16 protein-coding genes and 1 pseudogene are annotated in these 18,164 nt (G+C 61.7%); 4 read left to right on the top strand and 13 right to left on the bottom strand.

Features of this window, described 5'->3' with window-relative positions; genetic code table 11:
* Nucleotide 1: 1 nt before the first annotated feature.
* From ACMTA2_RS06245 to cmoB, 3 genes are all read left to right on the top strand, one after another.
* Nucleotides 2-637, top strand: coding sequence for a lysoplasmalogenase (locus ACMTA2_RS06245; protein WP_413794146.1), 636 nt, complete (start codon nt 2-4; stop codon nt 635-637).
* Nucleotides 638-790: 153 nt separating this feature from the next.
* Nucleotides 791-1,534: a carboxy-S-adenosyl-L-methionine synthase CmoA gene (cmoA, locus tag ACMTA2_RS06240; RefSeq protein ID WP_413794145.1), complete on the top strand. Its 744-nt coding sequence runs from the start codon at nt 791-793 to the stop codon at nt 1,532-1,534.
* Nucleotides 1,531-2,487, top strand: coding sequence for a tRNA 5-methoxyuridine(34)/uridine 5-oxyacetic acid(34) synthase CmoB (gene cmoB / locus ACMTA2_RS06235; protein ID WP_413794144.1), 957 nt, complete (start codon nt 1,531-1,533; stop codon nt 2,485-2,487). Before cmoA ends, cmoB begins: the two co-directional genes overlap by 4 nt.
* Before the next feature lie 113 nt (nt 2,488-2,600).
* Here cmoB and tadA read toward each other — a convergent pair whose 3' ends face one another.
* From tadA to treP, 10 genes are all read right to left on the bottom strand, one after another.
* Nucleotides 2,601-3,098, bottom strand: a complete 498-nt coding sequence (gene tadA / locus ACMTA2_RS06230; protein ID WP_060739067.1) for a tRNA adenosine(34) deaminase TadA — start codon at nt 3,096-3,098, stop codon at nt 2,601-2,603.
* A complete protein-coding gene (locus tag ACMTA2_RS06225) occupies nt 3,098-4,474 on the bottom strand; it encodes a multicopper oxidase family protein (RefSeq protein WP_413794143.1) in 1,377 nt (458 codons plus the stop codon). Before ACMTA2_RS06225 ends, tadA begins: the two co-directional genes overlap by 1 nt.
* A gap of 219 nt (nt 4,475-4,693) precedes the next feature.
* Nucleotides 4,694-5,512, bottom strand: a complete 819-nt coding sequence (locus tag ACMTA2_RS06220; protein ID WP_413794142.1) for a helix-turn-helix transcriptional regulator — start codon at nt 5,510-5,512, stop codon at nt 4,694-4,696.
* Nucleotides 5,513-5,517: 5 nt separating this feature from the next.
* Nucleotides 5,518-6,057, bottom strand: a complete 540-nt coding sequence (locus ACMTA2_RS06215; RefSeq protein WP_413794141.1) for a kinase inhibitor — start codon at nt 6,055-6,057, stop codon at nt 5,518-5,520.
* A gap of 135 nt (nt 6,058-6,192) precedes the next feature.
* A complete protein-coding gene (locus tag ACMTA2_RS06210) occupies nt 6,193-6,588 on the bottom strand; it encodes a DUF6632 domain-containing protein (protein WP_413794140.1) in 396 nt (131 codons plus the stop codon).
* 217 nt (nt 6,589-6,805) lie between these two features.
* Nucleotides 6,806-7,093, bottom strand: coding sequence for a PTS sugar transporter subunit IIB (locus tag ACMTA2_RS06205; protein WP_413794139.1), 288 nt, complete (start codon nt 7,091-7,093; stop codon nt 6,806-6,808).
* Between the two features lie 2 nt (nt 7,094-7,095).
* Nucleotides 7,096-9,630, bottom strand: a complete 2,535-nt coding sequence (gene ptsP / locus ACMTA2_RS06200) for a phosphoenolpyruvate--protein phosphotransferase (protein WP_413794138.1) — start codon at nt 9,628-9,630, stop codon at nt 7,096-7,098.
* 74 nt (nt 9,631-9,704) lie between these two features.
* Complete coding sequence (locus ACMTA2_RS06195; protein ID WP_413794137.1) at nt 9,705-10,928, bottom strand: maltoporin; 1,224 nt, start codon at nt 10,926-10,928, stop codon at nt 9,705-9,707.
* Between the two features lie 143 nt (nt 10,929-11,071).
* Nucleotides 11,072-12,718: an alpha,alpha-phosphotrehalase gene (gene treC, locus ACMTA2_RS06190; RefSeq protein ID WP_413794136.1), complete on the bottom strand. Its 1,647-nt coding sequence runs from the start codon at nt 12,716-12,718 to the stop codon at nt 11,072-11,074.
* 61 nt (nt 12,719-12,779) lie between these two features.
* Entirely contained in the window at nt 12,780-14,222 is a 1,443-nt protein-coding gene (treP, locus tag ACMTA2_RS06185; protein WP_057448411.1) for a PTS system trehalose-specific EIIBC component, read from the bottom strand.
* Between the two features lie 245 nt (nt 14,223-14,467).
* Between treP and treR the strand changes: the two genes are divergently transcribed.
* Entirely contained in the window at nt 14,468-15,172 is a 705-nt protein-coding gene (gene treR, locus ACMTA2_RS06180; RefSeq protein ID WP_413794135.1) for a trehalose operon repressor, read from the top strand.
* A gap of 38 nt (nt 15,173-15,210) precedes the next feature.
* On the opposite strand, the gene ACMTA2_RS06175 is transcribed toward treR, so the two are convergent.
* The 3 genes and pseudogenes from ACMTA2_RS06175 to guaA form a co-directional block, all read right to left on the bottom strand.
* Nucleotides 15,211-15,735, bottom strand: coding sequence for a helix-turn-helix transcriptional regulator (locus ACMTA2_RS06175; RefSeq protein WP_413794134.1), 525 nt, complete (start codon nt 15,733-15,735; stop codon nt 15,211-15,213).
* Between the two features lie 4 nt (nt 15,736-15,739).
* Nucleotides 15,740-16,011 (bottom strand): annotated as a pseudogene (locus ACMTA2_RS06170) (hypothetical protein).
* Nucleotides 16,012-16,548: 537 nt separating this feature from the next.
* Nucleotides 16,549-18,126 carry a glutamine-hydrolyzing GMP synthase gene (guaA, locus tag ACMTA2_RS06165; protein ID WP_413794133.1) on the bottom strand — a complete coding sequence of 526 codons (1,578 nt, stop codon included), beginning with the start codon at nt 18,124-18,126 and terminating at the stop codon, nt 16,549-16,551.
* Nucleotides 18,127-18,164 lie beyond the last annotated feature (38 nt).

Here is an 18,164-nt window from a genome sequence, read left to right as displayed (position 1 = left end):
CGTGGGCTGGCTGATCCTCGCACTGATGGGTGCGGCCACCTACCTGTACGGCCTGGCCATGCATGCGACGCTGCTGTGCCTGCTGGTCAAGCCCATGCCCGTGCTGGCCCTGCTCGGCTGGCTGCACGATGCGCCGCCCAGCGACTATCGGCGCTGGATCAGCCTGGGGCTGATTTTTTCACTGGTGGGCGATGTGTTACTGGCCTGGCCGGGGGATCTGTTCGTGTTCGGCCTCGGCGCGTTTCTGCTGGCGCACCTGGCCTACCTGAAAGCCTACCTCAGCGACTGCCGCCGCCCGGCGCTGCTGCCCTTGGCCCTGGCCTTGGGCATCGGCGCGGTGCTTCTGGCGATCCTGGTGTCAAGCGGTCTCGGGCCGTTGCTGGTGCCGGTGGCGATCTACGGCCTGGTCATCAGCGCCATGCTCTGGCGGGCGCTGGCACGACTGGGCACCAACGCGCCCAAGCGTTCGGCGTGGCTGGCCGCCGCCGGGGCACTGGCGTTTGTGTTTTCCGACAGCCTCATCGGCATCAACCGGTTCGTGCAACCCTTCCATGCCGCGCCTTACCTGATCATCGTCAGTTATTGGCTGGGCCAATGGGGCATTACCGCGTCGGCGTTCGCCAGAAAGCCCCACTGAGCCAAACAATGTGGGAGCGAGCTTGCTCGCGATAGCGGTCTGTCAGTCAAACATTATTGCCGGCTGAACCATCGCCATCGCGAGCAAGCTCGCTCCCACAGGTTTTTTGGTTAAAATGCCGGCCTTTTCACCACCCATGCCGCTGGAACCGCCGTGAGCAAAGACCCCGATCGCCTATTCGCCCAACCCCTGGCCCAAGTGCCGGACTTCGCCTTCAACGAGGACGTGGTGCGGGTGTTTCCGGACATGATCAAGCGTTCGGTGCCGGGTTATCCGACCATTGTCGAAAACCTCGGCGTGCTCGCCGCGCAATTCGCCCAGCCAGGCAGCGTGCTCTACGACCTGGGCGCGTCCCTGGGCGCCGTGACCCAGGCCCTGCGCCGCCACGTGCGCACCGACGGTTGCCGGGTGATCGCGGTGGATAACTCGGCGGCCATGGTCGAGCGCTGCCGCGAATACCTCAACGGCCAGGACTCGATGTTCCAGGAGCTGTTGCCGGTGGAAGTGATCGAAGGCGATATCCTGGCCCTGACGTTCCAGCCGGCCTCGGTGGTGGCACTGAACTTCACCCTGCAATTCATCGCACCCGACCAGCGCACCGCACTGTTGAGCCGCATCCGCCAGGCCCTGCTGCCGGGCGGCGCCCTGATCCTGTCGGAAAAACTGCGCTTCAACGATGCCGAGGAACACGCCCTGCTCACCGACCTGCACGTGGCGTTCAAGCGCGCCAACGGCTACAGCGAGCTGGAAATTGCCCAGAAACGCAGCGCCATCGAAAACGTCATGAAGCCCGACAGCCTCGAAGAACACCGCGAACGCCTGCTGGCGGCCGGGTTCTCGAAAGTCGTGCCGTGGTTCCAGTGTCTTAACTTCGCCTCGTTGATTGCCCTGCCATGATTGATCTGTCCCCCCTCGCCCGCCATCTGGCCGGCACGCCCCTGGCCGATTGGGCCGCGACGCTGCAGACGCAACTCGACAGCAAGATGGAAAAGGGCCATGGCGACCTGGAGCGCTGGCAAAGCGCGCTCGATGCGCTGCCGGCCTTGCAACCCACCACGGTCGACCTGCTGAATGGTCTGACACTCGACACCGATTGTTCCGACGAAACCCGTGGGCAAATGCGTACCGCGTTGATGGGCCTGTCGCCCTGGCGCAAAGGCCCTTTCGATCTGTTTGGCGTGCATGTGGACACCGAATGGCGCTCGGACTGGAAGTGGTCACGGGTGGCCCCGCACCTGGACCTGAAAGGCAAGCGCATCCTCGATGTGGGCTGCGGCAACGGCTACTACATGTGGCGCATGCTCGGCGCCGGGGCGGACACGGTGATCGGCGTCGATCCCAACTGGTTGTTCTTCTGCCAGTTCCAGGCGGTGCAACGCTACCTGTCGCAACCCAACGCCTGGCACCTGCCGTTCCCGTTCGAGGCGCTGCCAGCAGAGCTGGAAGGCTTCGACACGGTGTTTTCCATGGGCGTGTTCTACCATCGTCGCTCGCCGATCGAGCATCTGCTGGCCTTGAAGGACTGCCTGGTCAAGGGTGGCGAACTGGTGCTGGAAACCCTGGTGATCGAGGGCGACGAACACCAAGTGCTGGTGCCCGAGGACCGCTACGCGCAGATGCGCAACGTGTGGTTCCTGCCGTCGGTCCCGGCCCTGGAGCGCTGGCTGCGCCGTGCCGGGTTCAGCGATGTGCGTTGCGTGGACGTGAGCCTGACCACCGTAGAGGAACAGCGCAGTACCGAGTGGATGAAGTATCAGTCGCTGAGCGACTTTCTCGACCCCGCCGACCACAGCAAGACCATCGAAGGGCTGCCGGCGCCGATGCGGGCGGTGATTGTGGCGCGCAAATAAATACTCCAAACACCCCCCTGTGGGAGCGAGCTTGCTCGCGATAACGGCCAGACATTCAACAGCCATATTGCCTGACAGACCGTTATCGCGAGCAAGCTCGCTCCCACAGGGGTTCAGTCTGAAGACTTGGCTCTTCGTGCCTTGAAGAACTCACTCAGCACCGTACTGCACTCCTCGGCCAGCACCCCGCCCTCGAACATCACTCGGTGATTCAGGAAGCCCTGGCTGAAGAACTGCCCCTGGCTCTGCACGATGCCAGCCTTGGGCTCCAGGGCGCCGTAGACGACCCGGGCGATACGCGAATGAACGATCAGCCCCGCGCACATGCTGCACGGTTCCAACGTCACATACAGGGTGCTGCCGGGCAGGCGATAGTTGCTCACCGCCTGGGCGGCGGCGCGGATGGCGACCATTTCCGCGTGGGCACTGGGGTCGTGGCCGCTGATCGGGCAGTTGAAACCCCGTCCGATGATCTCGCCGTCCTGCACCAGCACCGCGCCCACGGGCACTTCGCCCAGGGCCGCGCCTTGTGCGGCAAGGGCCAGGGCTTCGCGCATGAAGTCCTGGTCACGGCTGCGGTCGATGATCCTGGCAGGGCGAATCTGGCGCATCACGCCACCTCGATGGCGGCCATCAGGCCGGTTTCCATGTGGTCGATCACATGGCAGTGGAACATCCACACGCCTGGATTATCCGCCACCAGCGCCACCTGCGCCCGCTCGTTCTTGCCCAGCAGGTAAGTGTCGGTGAAATACGGCACGACCTTGTGCCGGTTCGACGCGATCACCTTGAAGCTCATGCCGTGCAAATGGATCGGGTGCTGGTACTGGGTCATGTTCTTCAATTCGAAAATATAGCTCTGGCCTTTTTTCAGCGTGGCGATCGGCCGGTCGGCGCAGGTCTTGTCGGTGATGTCCCAGGCCTTGCCATTGATCTGCCACAGGCTCGGCGGCTTGCCGTTGTCGACATTGACCGACACCGAGCCGACCCATTCGAAATTGAAGTTGAGTTTCTCGGCATTGGCCAGGTCCGGCTCAGCCACCGGGTTGGGCGGCAGCGCCGGCGGCCACTGGGTCGGTGCGTCACTGTTGGGCACCGAGCGCAAGGTCCCCAGGCGCACCGGGCCATTGCGCAACGATAGCTCTTCACCGGCCGGCGGCGCCTTGATCGCCAGGCAAATGCGCATGCCCGGGCCAAGCCAGTATTCCTTGCCCAACGGGCGCGGCTCGACGGGGTTGCCGTCCAGCGCATAGATCTGCGCTTCAACGCCTGGGATGTTGATGCGGTAGGTCAGGGTGTTGTCCAGGTTGAGCAAGCGCACCCGGGTGATCTGCCCGGCGGGCAAGTCGATCACCGCCTGCGGCACACCATTGATGGTCGCCAGCCGCCCGGCCGTGCCACCGCGCGCCGCCTCGCGGGGAATACTGAACGCGACGAACTCGCCCTGCTCATCCACATGCCAGCTCTTGAGGCTCAGGGTCTGTTCGTACTTGAAGCCGGTGGGCTCACGCTCTTCGATGATCAACGGCCCCACCAGCCCACGCCCGAGCTCTTCGCTGCTGTTGACATGGGGGTGGTACCAGTAGCTGCCGGCGTCCGGCACGCGGAACTTGTAGTCGAAATACTCGCCCGGCAGCACCGGCAATTGCGAGACATACGGCACGCCGTCCATCTCCAGCGGCAAACGGATCCCGTGCCAATGAATGGTGGTGGCGACCGGCAGGTGATTGATGAAGCGCACCCGCAGCCACTCGCCCTGGCGCACCCGCAACTCGGTTCCCGGCGCCGACGGGCCAAACGCCCAGGCCGGGGTCTTGTGCCCGGCCACCAACTCGACGTCCAGCGGTGCGGCGATCAGTTCATAGTCGTGACCGGCCTCGGCATCGGCGCGCTTGCCCAACCAATACCGTGACGCACCTCCCGCACCCACGCCAACGACAACAAGACCGGCCAGGCCACCGAGTATTTGGCGACGGGTAAAGGACATGAACGCAACCACCTATTGAATCCGCGCGAACCGTTGGGCCCGCAAAAGGCGAATACGATACACCCGCAGATGAGAAACGGTAAGGGCTGCAAAAATGAAAAAACCTATAGAAATTATCCACAGGTCTTCTCAGTCCTCGCCGGCTCAACGTTAAGGGTTTCGACCTCTCAGGTGCTTAATGTCGCTCCCCCAGCGTTCCAAGGGTGACCTCAGGAAAGCTCAAATCCCTTCCCTCAACTCACGTGGCGACAGCCCATAGCGTGAGCGGAAGCGCACTGCAAAACGGGAGGCCGAGGCGTAACCACAGGCCCCGGCGATTTCACCGATGGGGCGAGAAGTGGTCTGCAACCATTGCAACGCGGTCGCCAATCGAACGCCCTCCAGAATATTGCGGAAACTGTCACCCTCATTCGCCAACTGGCGACGCAACGTCGATTCACCCATATTCAAGTGCTGTGCGACGTTCGCCACCGTCCAGTCTCTCTCCGGGCTGCCCATGACCAACTGCTGCACACGTTCGCAAAGTGGATCGTTGCGCCCCATCAGCAAGGGTCCGAGTTGGCCGCCAAGGCACAGGCCCAGAAGGACCGCTTCCCCATAATGTGTGCGTAATACCTGGGGAGCGTCGTCCCTGATGGCCGTCAGCAACTGATCCCATGCCTGTGTCGTGTGCCTGTCCAGAGGGACGCATAGATCACTCTTCAGTACACCGCGACTGCTCATGATCTGTTGGCTATAGCGGCTGCTGAAGTGACGCAATGTCGAGACGGGAAAGGTCACCGCATCAGCGATGTAGTGACCATGGGGGCCGGGCAGGTTTGAGAGACCCAGCTCGCGCCCGGCCGGCATCAGAATCAGTTGTTGCGGCCCGGCGCGCATCTCCCGGCCATCCCACTGCAACAATTTTTCCCCTTGTCGTACTCGACACAAAGTCGTCACGAACACCGGCACCCTTGACAGGGTCAGGGGCTGGCGCGCCCGAATGACACACGCATCGATAATGCTTTCCCGGTGCTGTATGCCCTCACAAGGGTGCATCGTGCTTAACGTCCGTAAGTTGAAGTAATGGTCGCTTTGGCCAAGACGTTGGCATTGAGCATGTACCCTACCAAGGCCCCGCTGGCCTGGTTGTCGAGCGCTAGCTTATCGACTTTCAATGCCCATACGGTGAATTGATAGCGATGGGGTTTGTCCCCTGCTGGAGGACAGGCGCCGCCAAACGCGGATTGACCGAAGTCAGTTCGCCCTTGGACTGCACCGGCAGGCAAACTCGGCCCTGCCCCCCTTGGCAGGCCATGGATAGAAGCGGGCAGGTTAAAGACCGTCCAATGCCACCAACCGCTACCCGTCGGCGCATCGGGATCGTAGACCGTGATCGCGAAGCTTTTAGTCCCGGTGGGGGCGTTTTTCCAGGAAAGCTGCGGAGAGGTGTTGCCGCCTTCGCAACCGAAGCCTTGGAACACTTCCCGCTGGGTCAGCGGGCGATTGTCGGCAATGTCCTGGCTGGTCAGTGAAAAGTCGGCGGCGTATCCACTGAATGTCACAGCCATGGAAAGTGCAGGCAGGATTGATCTGATGTTCATCGCGACTCCGTTTGAGGCTGAAAATGAAGCCAGAGTCTAGGTTGAACGACAAACGCTCAGTGTGCCGAAACGCTCGACAATTGTGCCGAAATGCTCGAGATCCGGAAGGGAGCACCATCACCCCTCTCAAGGTGGCTAGCGCGTCGGGTTACCGCGTGGCATGAAAAAAGCCAGCGCCGCCGCGACGATGAACAGCGCCGGCACGTCGCCGAGTAAATGCCCCATATGCCGGGTCCCATCCATCTCGATGTCGAAGGACTGCACGGCCATGATCGCGCCGTGCACGATGCTGGACCATACCGTGAACCAGATCAGGCTCAGGTGCTTCATCGGATCGCGCGACGCCATCAGCAGGAACACACCGAGGGTGGCGTAGATTCCGACAATCATCAACGGATAGTGGGAATGGTCGCTGTGCCACGCCCAGCCAGACGGCCACAGGTTCATCAGCGGCCAGATCGCGAAGACGGCGATCAGGCCGACGACGATCAAAACCACGCGCAAGGCGGCGAGTCGTTGGGTGTCGTTCATGGCCGGCTCCTGGATGCGACGTGACTGTCGCCGTAATGGGTGTCCTGAGTATAGAACGCGCCTGGGACGCACACCGGCCACCCCATGCCGTCAGCCGCCTGGATCGTCTCCGAGCGACTTGTCGATCATTAAGCCTCGCCGACCCGCTCCACAGCACTTGTATCGTCGGGCACCAGGCCGCCGCCTTCCACGATTTGGTTATAACAAGCGCTTCGGTTCAGCCTTGCAAACCGGTGATCAGATGCACCACGCCGTTGTCCAGCGTCATCACGCCAGCCACACCGACGGCACTCAACCCCATCCGGTCGATCCGCGCCACATCCCGCAGTTCCACCCGCAGTCGCGTCAATGCCACAGGCTGATGGGACTTGAGGTTTTCCACACCGCCCAGCGCCGCGATGATGGCCGGCGCCAGTCCTTCAACCGCAGTTGGCCGCTTGGGTTCTTCCGGTACCAGGTCCGGGGTCAGGGCTTTCCAGAATGCCTGTTGTAGTTTGTCGAACATGTTCAATGCTCCATGGCCAGGGTGGCCGGGGTGGCCGTGGATGAGTGAGTACGCAGGAGGTCACGCACCTGCTCGGTGCTTTCCTGGCCCAAGGCCTGTTGAGCCAGCGTGCGGCACTCGCTCAGGTTCCATTCACGCACGCAGGCCTTGATCGCCGGAATCAGCGGCACACTGACCGATAGCTCATCCACGCCCAAGCCCAGCAACACCGGCACCGCCAATGGTTCAGAGGCCAGTGCGCCACATACACCGACCCATTTGCCATGGGCTCGGGCAGCCTCGACCGTACGGGCGATCAGGCGCAACACCGAGGGATGCAGGCTGTCGGCCTGGCTGGCCAGGAGTGGATGGTCACGGTCCATGGCCAGGGTGTATTGGGTCAGGTCGTTGGTGCCAATGGAGAAGAAATCCACTTCAGGAGCAAACAGATCGGCCATCAGCGCCGCCGCCGGGACTTCGATCATGATGCCCAGCTTCGGCGCCTGCTTGAGTCCCAGGTGGCGGACCTCTTCGTCCAGCATTTGCCGCGCCAGGCGCAGCTCCGCCAGTTGCGTGACCATGGGTAGCATGATGTGCAGCCGCGCCAGCCCCGAGCAGGCGAGAATGGCCCGGAACTGTTCACGCAGCAGCTGCGGTCGCTCCAGGCACAGGCGAATACCGCGCATGCCCAGAAACGGGTTGGCCTCATGAGCCATCGGCACATAGGCCAGCGGCTTGTCCCCGCCCACGTCCAGGGTACGTACCACCAGATTGCGCTCCGGCCCCAGGGCCCGGGCGACGGCGCTGTACAGGGCCGCTTGCTCGTCATGGCCAGGTGGGTGCGCACGATCCAGGTAAAGCAACTCGGAGCGCAACAGCCCGACCCCTTCGCCGCCCAGGCTCACGGCCTGCTCCACGTCCCGCAGCGACCCGACATTGGCACTGACCTCGACTCGATGACCGTCAAGGGTACGAGCCGCCTGGGCCGATTGTTCGAGGTCACGCTGATGCCGCTGGCGCTGCCGCTCACGAGTGGCCTGGAATTGCTCGACCAGGGCTTGATCCGGATTCAGGTGCAATTCGCCCTTGTCGGCGTCGAGCAACACTTGGGTACCGTTATCCAGGGCCAGCACGGGATGCGCCACGCCACACAACGAGGGTAGGCCCAGGGCACGGGCGAGGATCGCGACATGGCTGGTGGCGCCGCCCCCCACGGTGACGAAACCGGCGATGCGTGAAGTGTCGAGGCTGGCAGTCTGGGATGGCGTCAGTTGTTCGGCCACCAGGATCGCCTGTTCGGGCAGGTTCCAGGCGTTGTCCTGAACCCCCAGGATCCGCTTGAGCACCCGTTGCCCGACGTCGGCCAGGTCCGCTGCGCGCTCGACCAACAAAGCGCTGCCCGACTGCTGGAATAGCGCAGCGCTCGCCTCGGTAGCAGTCCTCCAGGCGAATGCCGCGCTCTTGCCCTCGGTGATCAAGGCTTGAGCCTGCTCCAGCAAGGTGGGGTCTTCGAGCAACTCTTGATGGGCGCGAAAAATCTGCGCCTGGACACTGCCCGTCGCCTCGTCCTGCAATGCCTTCAAGGCTTGCGTCGCTTGCTCCAGCCCTTGATCCAGGGCGGTCTGCTCAACCTTGATGCCGGCCCCCGTCTCCTCGATCTCCAACACCTGGGAGGCGACCTGGACCACTTCACCAAACGCCGAACCGGGCGACGCACAAACACCCCGCAGCCGACCGGGCATCGACGGCTCGACGGTGACGGCCGGCGCCAGCGACGGCGGCGCTTGCACCGTCTCGCCGCAGCCCGACAACAGCAAGTGTTCCAACGCCTCGATGGCCTGTCCGGCCTGAGGGCCGGCGGCACTGATCTGCACGCTGTCGCCCTTGACCGTCTGCAACGCCATGATCGCGACCAGTGATTTGGCATTGGCGCCGGCTTGCTGCTTATGCAGTTGGATAGTGGCATCAAACCCCTTCGCCGCCTGGGCGAACACCGCGGCAGGACGGGCATGCAGGCCACTTTCATTGGGCACGATCAGCGGCTTGGAAAAGAGCACCGAGCCCTGCTGCGCCTCGTCGACAGGCCCTTGTTCCGCCGGGCACACACGCAACAACGGAGCACCGCTCTCGATACAGCGCGCACCGTCCCCGAGCAGGCTGAAGGGTTCGCCGCTGACCACCAGCATCAGCGTCAACAGGCTGCGCGCATGCAGGGCGATGTAGTCGGCATCGAAATCGATCAGCGGCTGGCCGGCCTCGACCCGTTGCCCCATGGTCACCCGCGAGGTGAACCCCTTGCCCGCCAGGTTGACCGTGTCCAGGCCAATATGCATCAGCACCTGGACGCCGTTGTCAGCGGTGACACTCACCGCATGGGCGCTGTCCTGGAGCGTGCCGATGACACCGGACAGCGGTGCGCAAAGGGTCTGCGAGGTCGGATCGATGCAGATGCCATCTCCCACTACACGGCTGGAGAAGACGGGGTCCGGCACGCTGTCCAAGGGCATCAAGACCCCGGACAGCGGTGCGAGCAATTGCAAGGGTTGCGTTGTGTTCATGAGACTTCACCTGCTGCTGTCTGTTCTTTTTGGCATCGCGGGCACGCAGAGATCCGCGACCCGCGCTACACGGGTCATTTCCACCAGTATTCGACCTGCAGGCCCACGTTGGAACCATGCCGCGCACCGCCAAACACACCGGTATCCGACAGCGCCGAACCGGCGGCCAGTTCGTTGGCTACACGCTGGGCCGCCTTGTTCCAACTGGCATAGGTGTAATAGAGGCGTATTTCCGGGCGAGCCCAGAATTCCGGCCCCTTGGGCGACCAGGTGGGCGCAAAGGTCACTTTGTTCAGCTTGCGTGTTCCAGCGCTGGCCTGCACCTGGTCGTGGCCCAACTCGGCCACCAGCTTGAACTGGTCGGTGATGGCATATGCCGGGCGAACCCCCAATGACACCCAGTCCTGATCGGCGCCGTCGGGACGGATGTCTTTCTGATACACCGCCTGCACCTGCCCACCGAAACGCGGCGTGGCCTGCCAATCGAAAAACTCCACCAGACGATAGCTCTTGTTGCTGTCATCCAGCCCGGTGTCGCCGGTATACCCCAGCCCGGTGCCGGGGCCCTCGCCATACTGCAAGGCCAGTTTATTCTTGCCGCCCAGGAAGTCCTGCTGCACATGCTGGGCGGTCAAGGCCCAGCCGCGATGGGCGTCGCGACGGTCCGCCCGGTCAATGAAGCTCAGGCCAAATTCCAGTTCGCCGCCGGGGTTGGTCCTGAAGCCGGCGACGTTGAAGTCATGCCGGTTGACCGGGTCTTTCTGGTACAGGTTGTCCTTGCGCGAGAAGGCGTAGCTGTATTTCAGCCCGCCGATCAGCACGTCCTCGATCCCCCCACCGGTGGCGCTCTGGTTCCAGTAGTAGAAATCCGAGATATGGATGTCGTTACGTTTGTAATAACGACGCCCGGCCCACAGCGACCCGCCGTTCAGGCTGGGCATGTTCGACCATTGGGCATACATCTGCGGCATGCGCGCCGAGCCGTTTTCACCTTGGAAAGTCGGCGTGCGGTCATAGCGGTTGTACAGCGATGCCATGCCGTCCACGCTCAACACCGAGCCGTCGTCGAGGGTGAAAAGATCCTGGCGCAGCTCCAGTTCCCCGTACTGCTCGCATTCATTGCCCAACCGATATTTAGTCTGCGCCCCGGGTAACTGGAAGCAGGATTGGGAACGGCCATTGGTCGCACTGCCAACGCCGCTGCGCAGATAACCGGAAAACTCCAGGGCCTGAACCGGCAACGGCAGCGCCAGGCAGATACAGGACGCGGCAAGGCCACGGTTTATTATTGTTTTCATACGCCTCTCCATTATTTCTTATTGTTTTTTGCGCCATGACTTCCCCCTTGGCCGCCATTTGCGCTGACGACAAAGGACCCACGATGCGTCTGGCGCAACGTGTTCGCTGTCAGGCATTGCCTGGGTCAGGGGAAGTTTTTTATTCAGTCGCTCAGGTGCAACACGAACGACTCGTAGGGCCGCAGGCGCAGCCGTCGGTATCGATGTTCAGCGGCCTCGTAGTTGCCGATCACCCAGCGTTGCTTCGTGCCATCGGTGAGGATCCCTTCGGGCAGCTCAACCTCGCAGTCGCCCCCATGAAAATGGCTGACCACCAGCAGGCGCTCGCCCTGCCCTTCGCGCAGGTACACCCATACGTGCGGATGTTCAGGCAACAGCAGGCGGTAGACGCCGTCCTGGATCAAGGCTTCGCTGCGGCGCAGGGCGATCAACTGACGGTAGTAATGCAACACCGAGGTCGAGTCTTTTTGTTGTTGCTCGACATTGATGAAGGCAGCATTGGCAGGTACGCCAATCCACGGCTCGGCCCGGCTGAAACCCGCGTTCGGCCCGGCATTCCATTGCATGGGCGTGCGCCCGTTGTCACGGGACTTCTGCATGATCGGCGCCATGGCCTCGGCTTCGGTCTCCCCGGCGTTGCGCTTGAGGCGATAGATGTTCAGGGTTTCCACATCGCGGTATTGCTCGATGTGCTCGAAACCCGGATTGGTCATGCCCAGTTCCTCGCCCTGGTACACGAATGGCGTGCCCTGGAGAAAGTGCAACGCCGTGGCGAGCATCTTCGCCGAAGGCACGCGGTACTCACCGTCATCCCCGAACCGCGACACCACCCGTGGCTGGTCATGGTTACACCAGAACAACGCATTCCAACCGTCACCGGCCTGCATGCCGACCTGCCAGTCGGACAGGATGCGTTTGAGTTCGAGAAAATCGAAGTCGGCCCGCACCCACTTCTGCAGGTTCGGGTAATCCACCTTCAAGTGATGGAAATTGAAGGTCATCGACAGTTCGCGGGAAGCCGGGCACGAATAACGAACGCAGTGCTCAAGGCTGGTGGACGACATCTCGCCGACGTTGATCAGGTCGAACCCTTCGAAGACTTCCCGATGCATTTCCTGCAGGTAACGGTGCACGTTGGGGCCGTCGGTGTAGAAGCGCCGACCGTCCGTGTGGTCGTCAGGGAAGTCGACCGGCTTGGAGATCAGGTTGATCACATCGAGACGAAAGCCCCCCACCCCCTTGTCCCGCCAGAAACGCATCATCTTGAACACTTCGGCGCGCACCTGGGGATTGTCCCAGTTCAGGTCGGCCTGGGTATGGTCGAACAAGTGCAGGTAATACTGGCCGGTCTGCGCTTCGTACTCCCAGGCCGAGCCGCCGAACTTGGACTCCCAGTTGTTCGGCTGGTCCCGCCAGATATAGAAATCGCGGTACGGGTTGTCGAGGCTGCTGCGGGCGGCCTGGAACCAGGGATGCTCGATGGAGGTGTGGTTGACCACGATATCGAGCATCAGCTTGATACCGCGCTTGCGCGCCTCAGTGATCAACAGCTCGCAGTCGGCCATGGTGCCGTAGCTGGGGTCGATGGCGTAGTAGTCGCTGATGTCGTAGCCATTGTCCCGTTGCGGCGAACGCAGGAACGGCGTCAGCCACAGGTAGTCCACACCCAGCCAGTGCAAGTAGTCGAGCTTGTCCACCACCCCCAGCAAATCACCGGTGGCCTGGCCGCCATGGCTGTAGAAACTCTTGGGATAGATCTGATAGATCACCGAGCGTTGCCAGTCTTGCATGTGCAATTCCTTCAGTCTGTTTTGTGCAGGCCTCGTGGGCCTCATCGTGCAGGCACCGGGGTCAGGCCACCCGATACCCCGGCCGGACGATCTTCATGCTCAATGCGCAGGTCAGGGCAAAGGGCACGCTCATGGCGATGACCATGCCGACCACGAACATCGGTATGTAGTCAGGCACGATCGATATGAAACCCGGCAGGCCCCCGACGCCAATCGCCGAGGCCTTGATCTTGTTCAGCGACAGGAAGATGCAGCCCAGGGCCGAGCCGGCCAGGGCGCAATAGAAAGGGAATTTGTAGCGCAGGTTGACGCCGAACATTGCCGGTTCGGTGATGCCGAAATAAGCGGAAATCGCCGACGTGGATGCCATGCTCTTGTCCCGCGCATTGCGCGTCATGTAGAACACCGCCAGCGCCGCGCTGCCCTGGGCCAGGTTGGACATGACGATCATCGGCCAGATGAACGTGCCACCCTGGGTCGAGATCAATTGCAGGTCCACCGCCAGGAACATGTGGTGCATGCCCGTGACCACCAGCGGCGCATAGAGCAGGCCGAAAATCGCCCCGCCAATCACCGGCGCCAGGTCGAACAGCGCCACCATGCCTTCGGTGATCAGGATCCCCAGGTGCCGGGTGACCGGACCGATGATGGCAAGCGCCAGTACCCCGGTGATCACGATGGTGGTGATGGGGATCACCAGCAGTTGGATCGCGTTGGGCACCCTGGCCCGCAACCATCGCTCGATCACGCTCATGACATAGGCCGCCAGCAGGATCGGCAGGATCTGCCCCTGATAGCCGACCTTCTCGATCCGGAACCACCCGAAGATATCGAAATACGGCAGGCTCTGACCTTCCAGCCCGGCCACGGCCTTGCCGTAGTTCCAGGCGTTGAGCAGGTCCGGGTGGACGAGCATCAGGCCCAGCACGATACCGAGGATCTCGCTGCCCCCGAAACGCTTGGCCGCCGACCAGCCCACCAGGGCCGGCAGAAAGACAAAGGAGGTATTGGCCATCAGGTTGATCAGGCTCCAGACGCCATCCAGGTTCGGATAGGCATCGAGCAACGTCTGCCCGGCAATGAACATGCCCTTGGCGCCCAACAGGTTGTTGACGCCCATCAGCAGGCCGGCGATCACCAGGGCAGGCAAAATGGGCATGAACACATCGGACAGCACCCGCACCAGGCGCTGCATGCCGTTGCCCTTCTGCGCGCCCTGGCGCTTGACATCGGCAATGGTCGCGGCAGCCAGGCCCGTCAGTTCGCGCAGGGCGGCATAGACCTTTTCCACCTCGCCAGGGCCGATGACCACTTGGAACAGGCCCCCGGTAAAAAACGAACCCTTGACCAGGTCGATCTGGTTCAGCGTGGCACTGTCCACCCGGGCCGCGTCCTTGAGGGACAGGCGCAGGCGCGTCACACAGTGGGCCGCCTGCTCGATATTGTCGACGCCACCCAAGCTTTGCAGCAGCTCGCTGGCGATTTTGGAGTAATCGTGGCTCATGCTTTTTTCTTCCGCGTCATTCTTGTTATTGAGAGTCGACAGCACGTGGAAGAGAAAGTACTCGTCTGTACGAGTTAAATCAACAACTCGTACAGACGAGTTTTGTTTTTGTTTATGATGAGCCCCCGAAAAACCGGGAAACGTCCTACGCTCCTGTCGTCAAATAATGACAGCCGAATGGACAAATCCCCCACTTGGCCCGTAAGGTTCCGCCCCGGTGAACAGCGCGGTACAGAGCCCTCTCCATGAGCAAATACAACCAGATCTACAACGATCTGCTGACCAGCATTACCACCGAACGCCTGGAGCGTGGCGCCCGCCTGCCTTCGGAAACCGAACTGATGGACAGCTACCAGGCCAGCCGTGGCACGGTACGCAAGGCCATCGAACAGCTTCAGGAGCGCGGTTTCGCCCAGAAAATCCATGGCAAGGGCACCTTCGTGCTGTCGACGTCTCCCATCGAATTCCAGCTCGGTGGGATCGTCAGTTTCCAGGAAACGTATCCACGCCTGGGCGACGATGTCAGCACCGATGTGGTCGAGTTCACTCAAGTGCCGCTGGAAGGCGCCCTGCTCGAGCACATCAAGGCACCCGCCGGCAGCCAGGTGACGCGCATCAAGCGTGTGCGGCGAATCGATGGCAAACGGGTGATCCTGGACATCAACCATTTCGTCAGCGACGTGATCCCCGGCCTGACCCGTGACATCGCGGTGCAGTCGATCTACGCCTTCATCGAGCAGACCCTGCAGCTGCAAATCGCCTACGCCCAGCGCACCATCGAAGCGGTCCGCTGTGGCAAGGACGACCAGCAACACCTGGACCTCGACGGCCAGAGCCATGTGATCGTGGTCAGCAACCAGACCTTTCTCCAGGACGGCCGACAGTTCGAGTACACCGAATCACGGCATACCCTGGACAAGTTTTATTTCTCGGATGTGGCGCGGCGTTGAAGCCGTGTGGAATTCCAATTCAGCAAATCCACAGGCAGTCACCCAACCAACGCTTCCAATTCTTTGGAAGCCATACCAGGTAACCGCCGGCCTTCTTTCGCAACGTTGACCTGCAGCGCCACCTGGGCCACATCCAACACATTCTGGGTCAGCGAATAGCTGCCCTTGGCCTGCAGCCAGGTCAGCACGTCTGCCAAATGCCAGATAGATGCACTCCCCTCATGCACCGGCGTCGGGAAGCTGCTGGGATGAGCCAACATCAACTTGCGCATGTTCTGCCGAGACACACCTACGATCTCGGCCACATCAGTCAGCCCGACCCAATCAGGAGCCACCTCGATCAATTTGGCGGACGGTACCGCGCGGTGGACATCGGCCAGAGCGCTAAGCACCGCCTTGAACGCATCAGGGGCATCGCGAGTGAACTCAAGCGCCAGCCGCCCCGGCAGCCCGATGCCTACCAAGGCATCATCGCAGCCCGCTTCACCCAGCCGCTCGACCAGTTCATCCGGGGCGCAGCCATCGTCAGCAAGCTGATACTTCAAGGTAAAGGTAAATTCCATTGTTCTATTCCTTAGCATCGTAATCCGCATCGCGCCGATTGCGATGCATCGAGCAATTGTCCACGACGCGTCGCAATGCTCGCGGTTGCCAGGGTTCTTCGGCGTGCTCCATATCGAGGTGATGCAGAACTCGCCACAACGGCACTCCACGTCGTTGTACGGGCAATAAACCCGTCCCCAGGCGTGACCGCCGCCAACTTCTATGCGCCACCCGCGCCCTTCGGCATGCCTGAGCGCGTCTTCGATGTCTTTCTTCGGGTGCGTTGGACGAATCATCCGTGATCTCCAGTATTCGCATGACCCGCAAAGTTGTCAAATGACAACCAGGCTCTTTCTTTTAAACGACAGCACTCAGTACCAGCACGGGCACGTTTGCCCGGGCGCGGCATGGGTACAGGGGAGATAACTTGGCTGCAACAGCGTTCGCAAGGCATGCCGGCGACGCTCCTGTTGGGTCTCGCCGTTCGATGATAAGCATTTCTCGATGCTCGTTGAGTCGGGGAATCGTAGCGAAAGGTGACTGAGCCACGAGGTGACATTCACTTTCAGGGGAGCGACGGACAAACGTGGACAGGCCAGGAACAACGATGGGGAAAATCGGCGCATAGACGGCACAAGCAGCATGGAACCCGCTTAACAATGTGGCGAGGGAGCTTGCTACCTCGCCACATAGGTGTTTTGCCGAAGAGTCCTATCGGAAAGTTATTATCAGTCGAACGTGACCAAGTCCTGGGCTCAAACGCCAAAAGCCCGCAATCAAGCGGGCTTCAGGGTATTTCTCGCTAATGGTTACCGGTCAGTGCCGGCGCCCAATCATTCCCACTCAATCGTCGCCGGCGGCTTGCTCGACACGTCATACGTCACGCGCGAGATACCCTCGATTTCATTGATGATCCGCCCGGATACGGTTTCCAGCAGTTCGTACGGCAGGTGTGCCCAGCGAGCGGTCATGAAGTCGATGGTTTCCACGGCGCGCAGGGCCACGACCCAGGCGTAGCGACGGCCATCGCCGACCACGCCCACCGATTTCACCGGTTGGAACACCACGAACGCCTGGCTGACCTTGTGGTACCAGTCGGCCTTGCGCAGCTCTTCAATGAAGATGTGGTCGGCGCGACGCAGCAGGTCGGCGTATTCCTTCTTCACTTCACCGAGGATCCGCACGCCCAGGCCCGGGCCCGGGAATGGGTGACGGTAGACCATGTCGTACGGCAGGCCCAGCTCCAGGCCGAGGCGACGCACTTCGTCCTTGAACAACTCGCGCAGCGGCTCGACCAGCTTGAGGTTCATTTCTTCCGGCAGGCCACCGACGTTGTGGTGGGACTTGATCACGTGGGCCTTGCCGCTCTTGGCGCCGGCCGACTCGATCACGTCGGGGTAGATGGTGCCCTGGGCCAGGTACTTGATGTTGTCCAGCTTGCAGGATTCGGCATCGAAAACGTCGATGAAGGTACGGCCGATGATCTTGCGTTTCTTCTCCGGATCGGACTCGCCGGCCAGGTTGCTCAGGAACTGTTCTTCGGCGTTGGCGCGGATCACCTTGACGCCCATGTTCTCGGCGAACATGGCCATCACTTGCTCGCCTTCGTGCAAGCGCAGCAGGCCGTTGTCGACGAAGACGCAGGTCAGCTGGTCGCCGATGGCCTTGTGCAGCAGCGCGGCGACCACCGAGGAGTCCACACCGCCGGACAGGCCCAGCAGCACGTTGTCGGTGCCGACCTGGGCACGCACCTGGGCGATGGCGTCTTCGGCGATCTTCGACGGCGTCCACAGGGCTTCGCACCCGCAGATGTCGAGGATGAAGCGCGACAGGATGCGGCCGCCCTGCTTGGTGTGGGTCACCTCGGGGTGGAACTGCACGCCGTAGTAGCGACGATCATCGTTGAACATGCCAGCAATCGGGCAGCTCGGGGTGCTGGCCAGGATGTGGAAGTCTTCCGGCATCTTGGTGACTTTGTCACCGTGGCTCATCCAGACGTCCAGGCCGAACAGGCCGTCGGCGTCGACATGGTCCTCGATGCCGTCCAGCAGGCGGCTCTTGCCGACCACGTCGACGCGGGCATAACCGAACTCACGCAGGTCCGAACCTTCAACCTTGCCGCCCATCTGTTCAGCCATGGTCTGCATGCCGTAGCAGATACCGAAGACCGGCACGCCCAGATCGAACACGGCTTGCGGGCAGCGCGGGCTGTCGGCTTCGTGCACGGACTCGGGGCCGCCGGCGAGGATGACGCCTTTCGGAGCGAATTCGCGAATCGCTTCGTCATCCATGTCGAACGGATGCAGTTCGCAGTACACACCAATCTCACGCACGCGGCGGGCGATCAGTTGGGTGTACTGGGAACCGAAGTCGAGGATCAGGATACGGTGAGCGTGAATGTCGAGGGCCATGACTCATTCTCATGTAGTGAATCAGAAACAACTCGGGG

The organism is Pseudomonas medicaginis, from assembly GCF_965119365.1.
GTDB lineage: Bacteria > Pseudomonadota > Gammaproteobacteria > Pseudomonadales > Pseudomonadaceae > Aquipseudomonas.
This window is presented reverse-complemented; position numbering and strand designations above follow the sequence as displayed.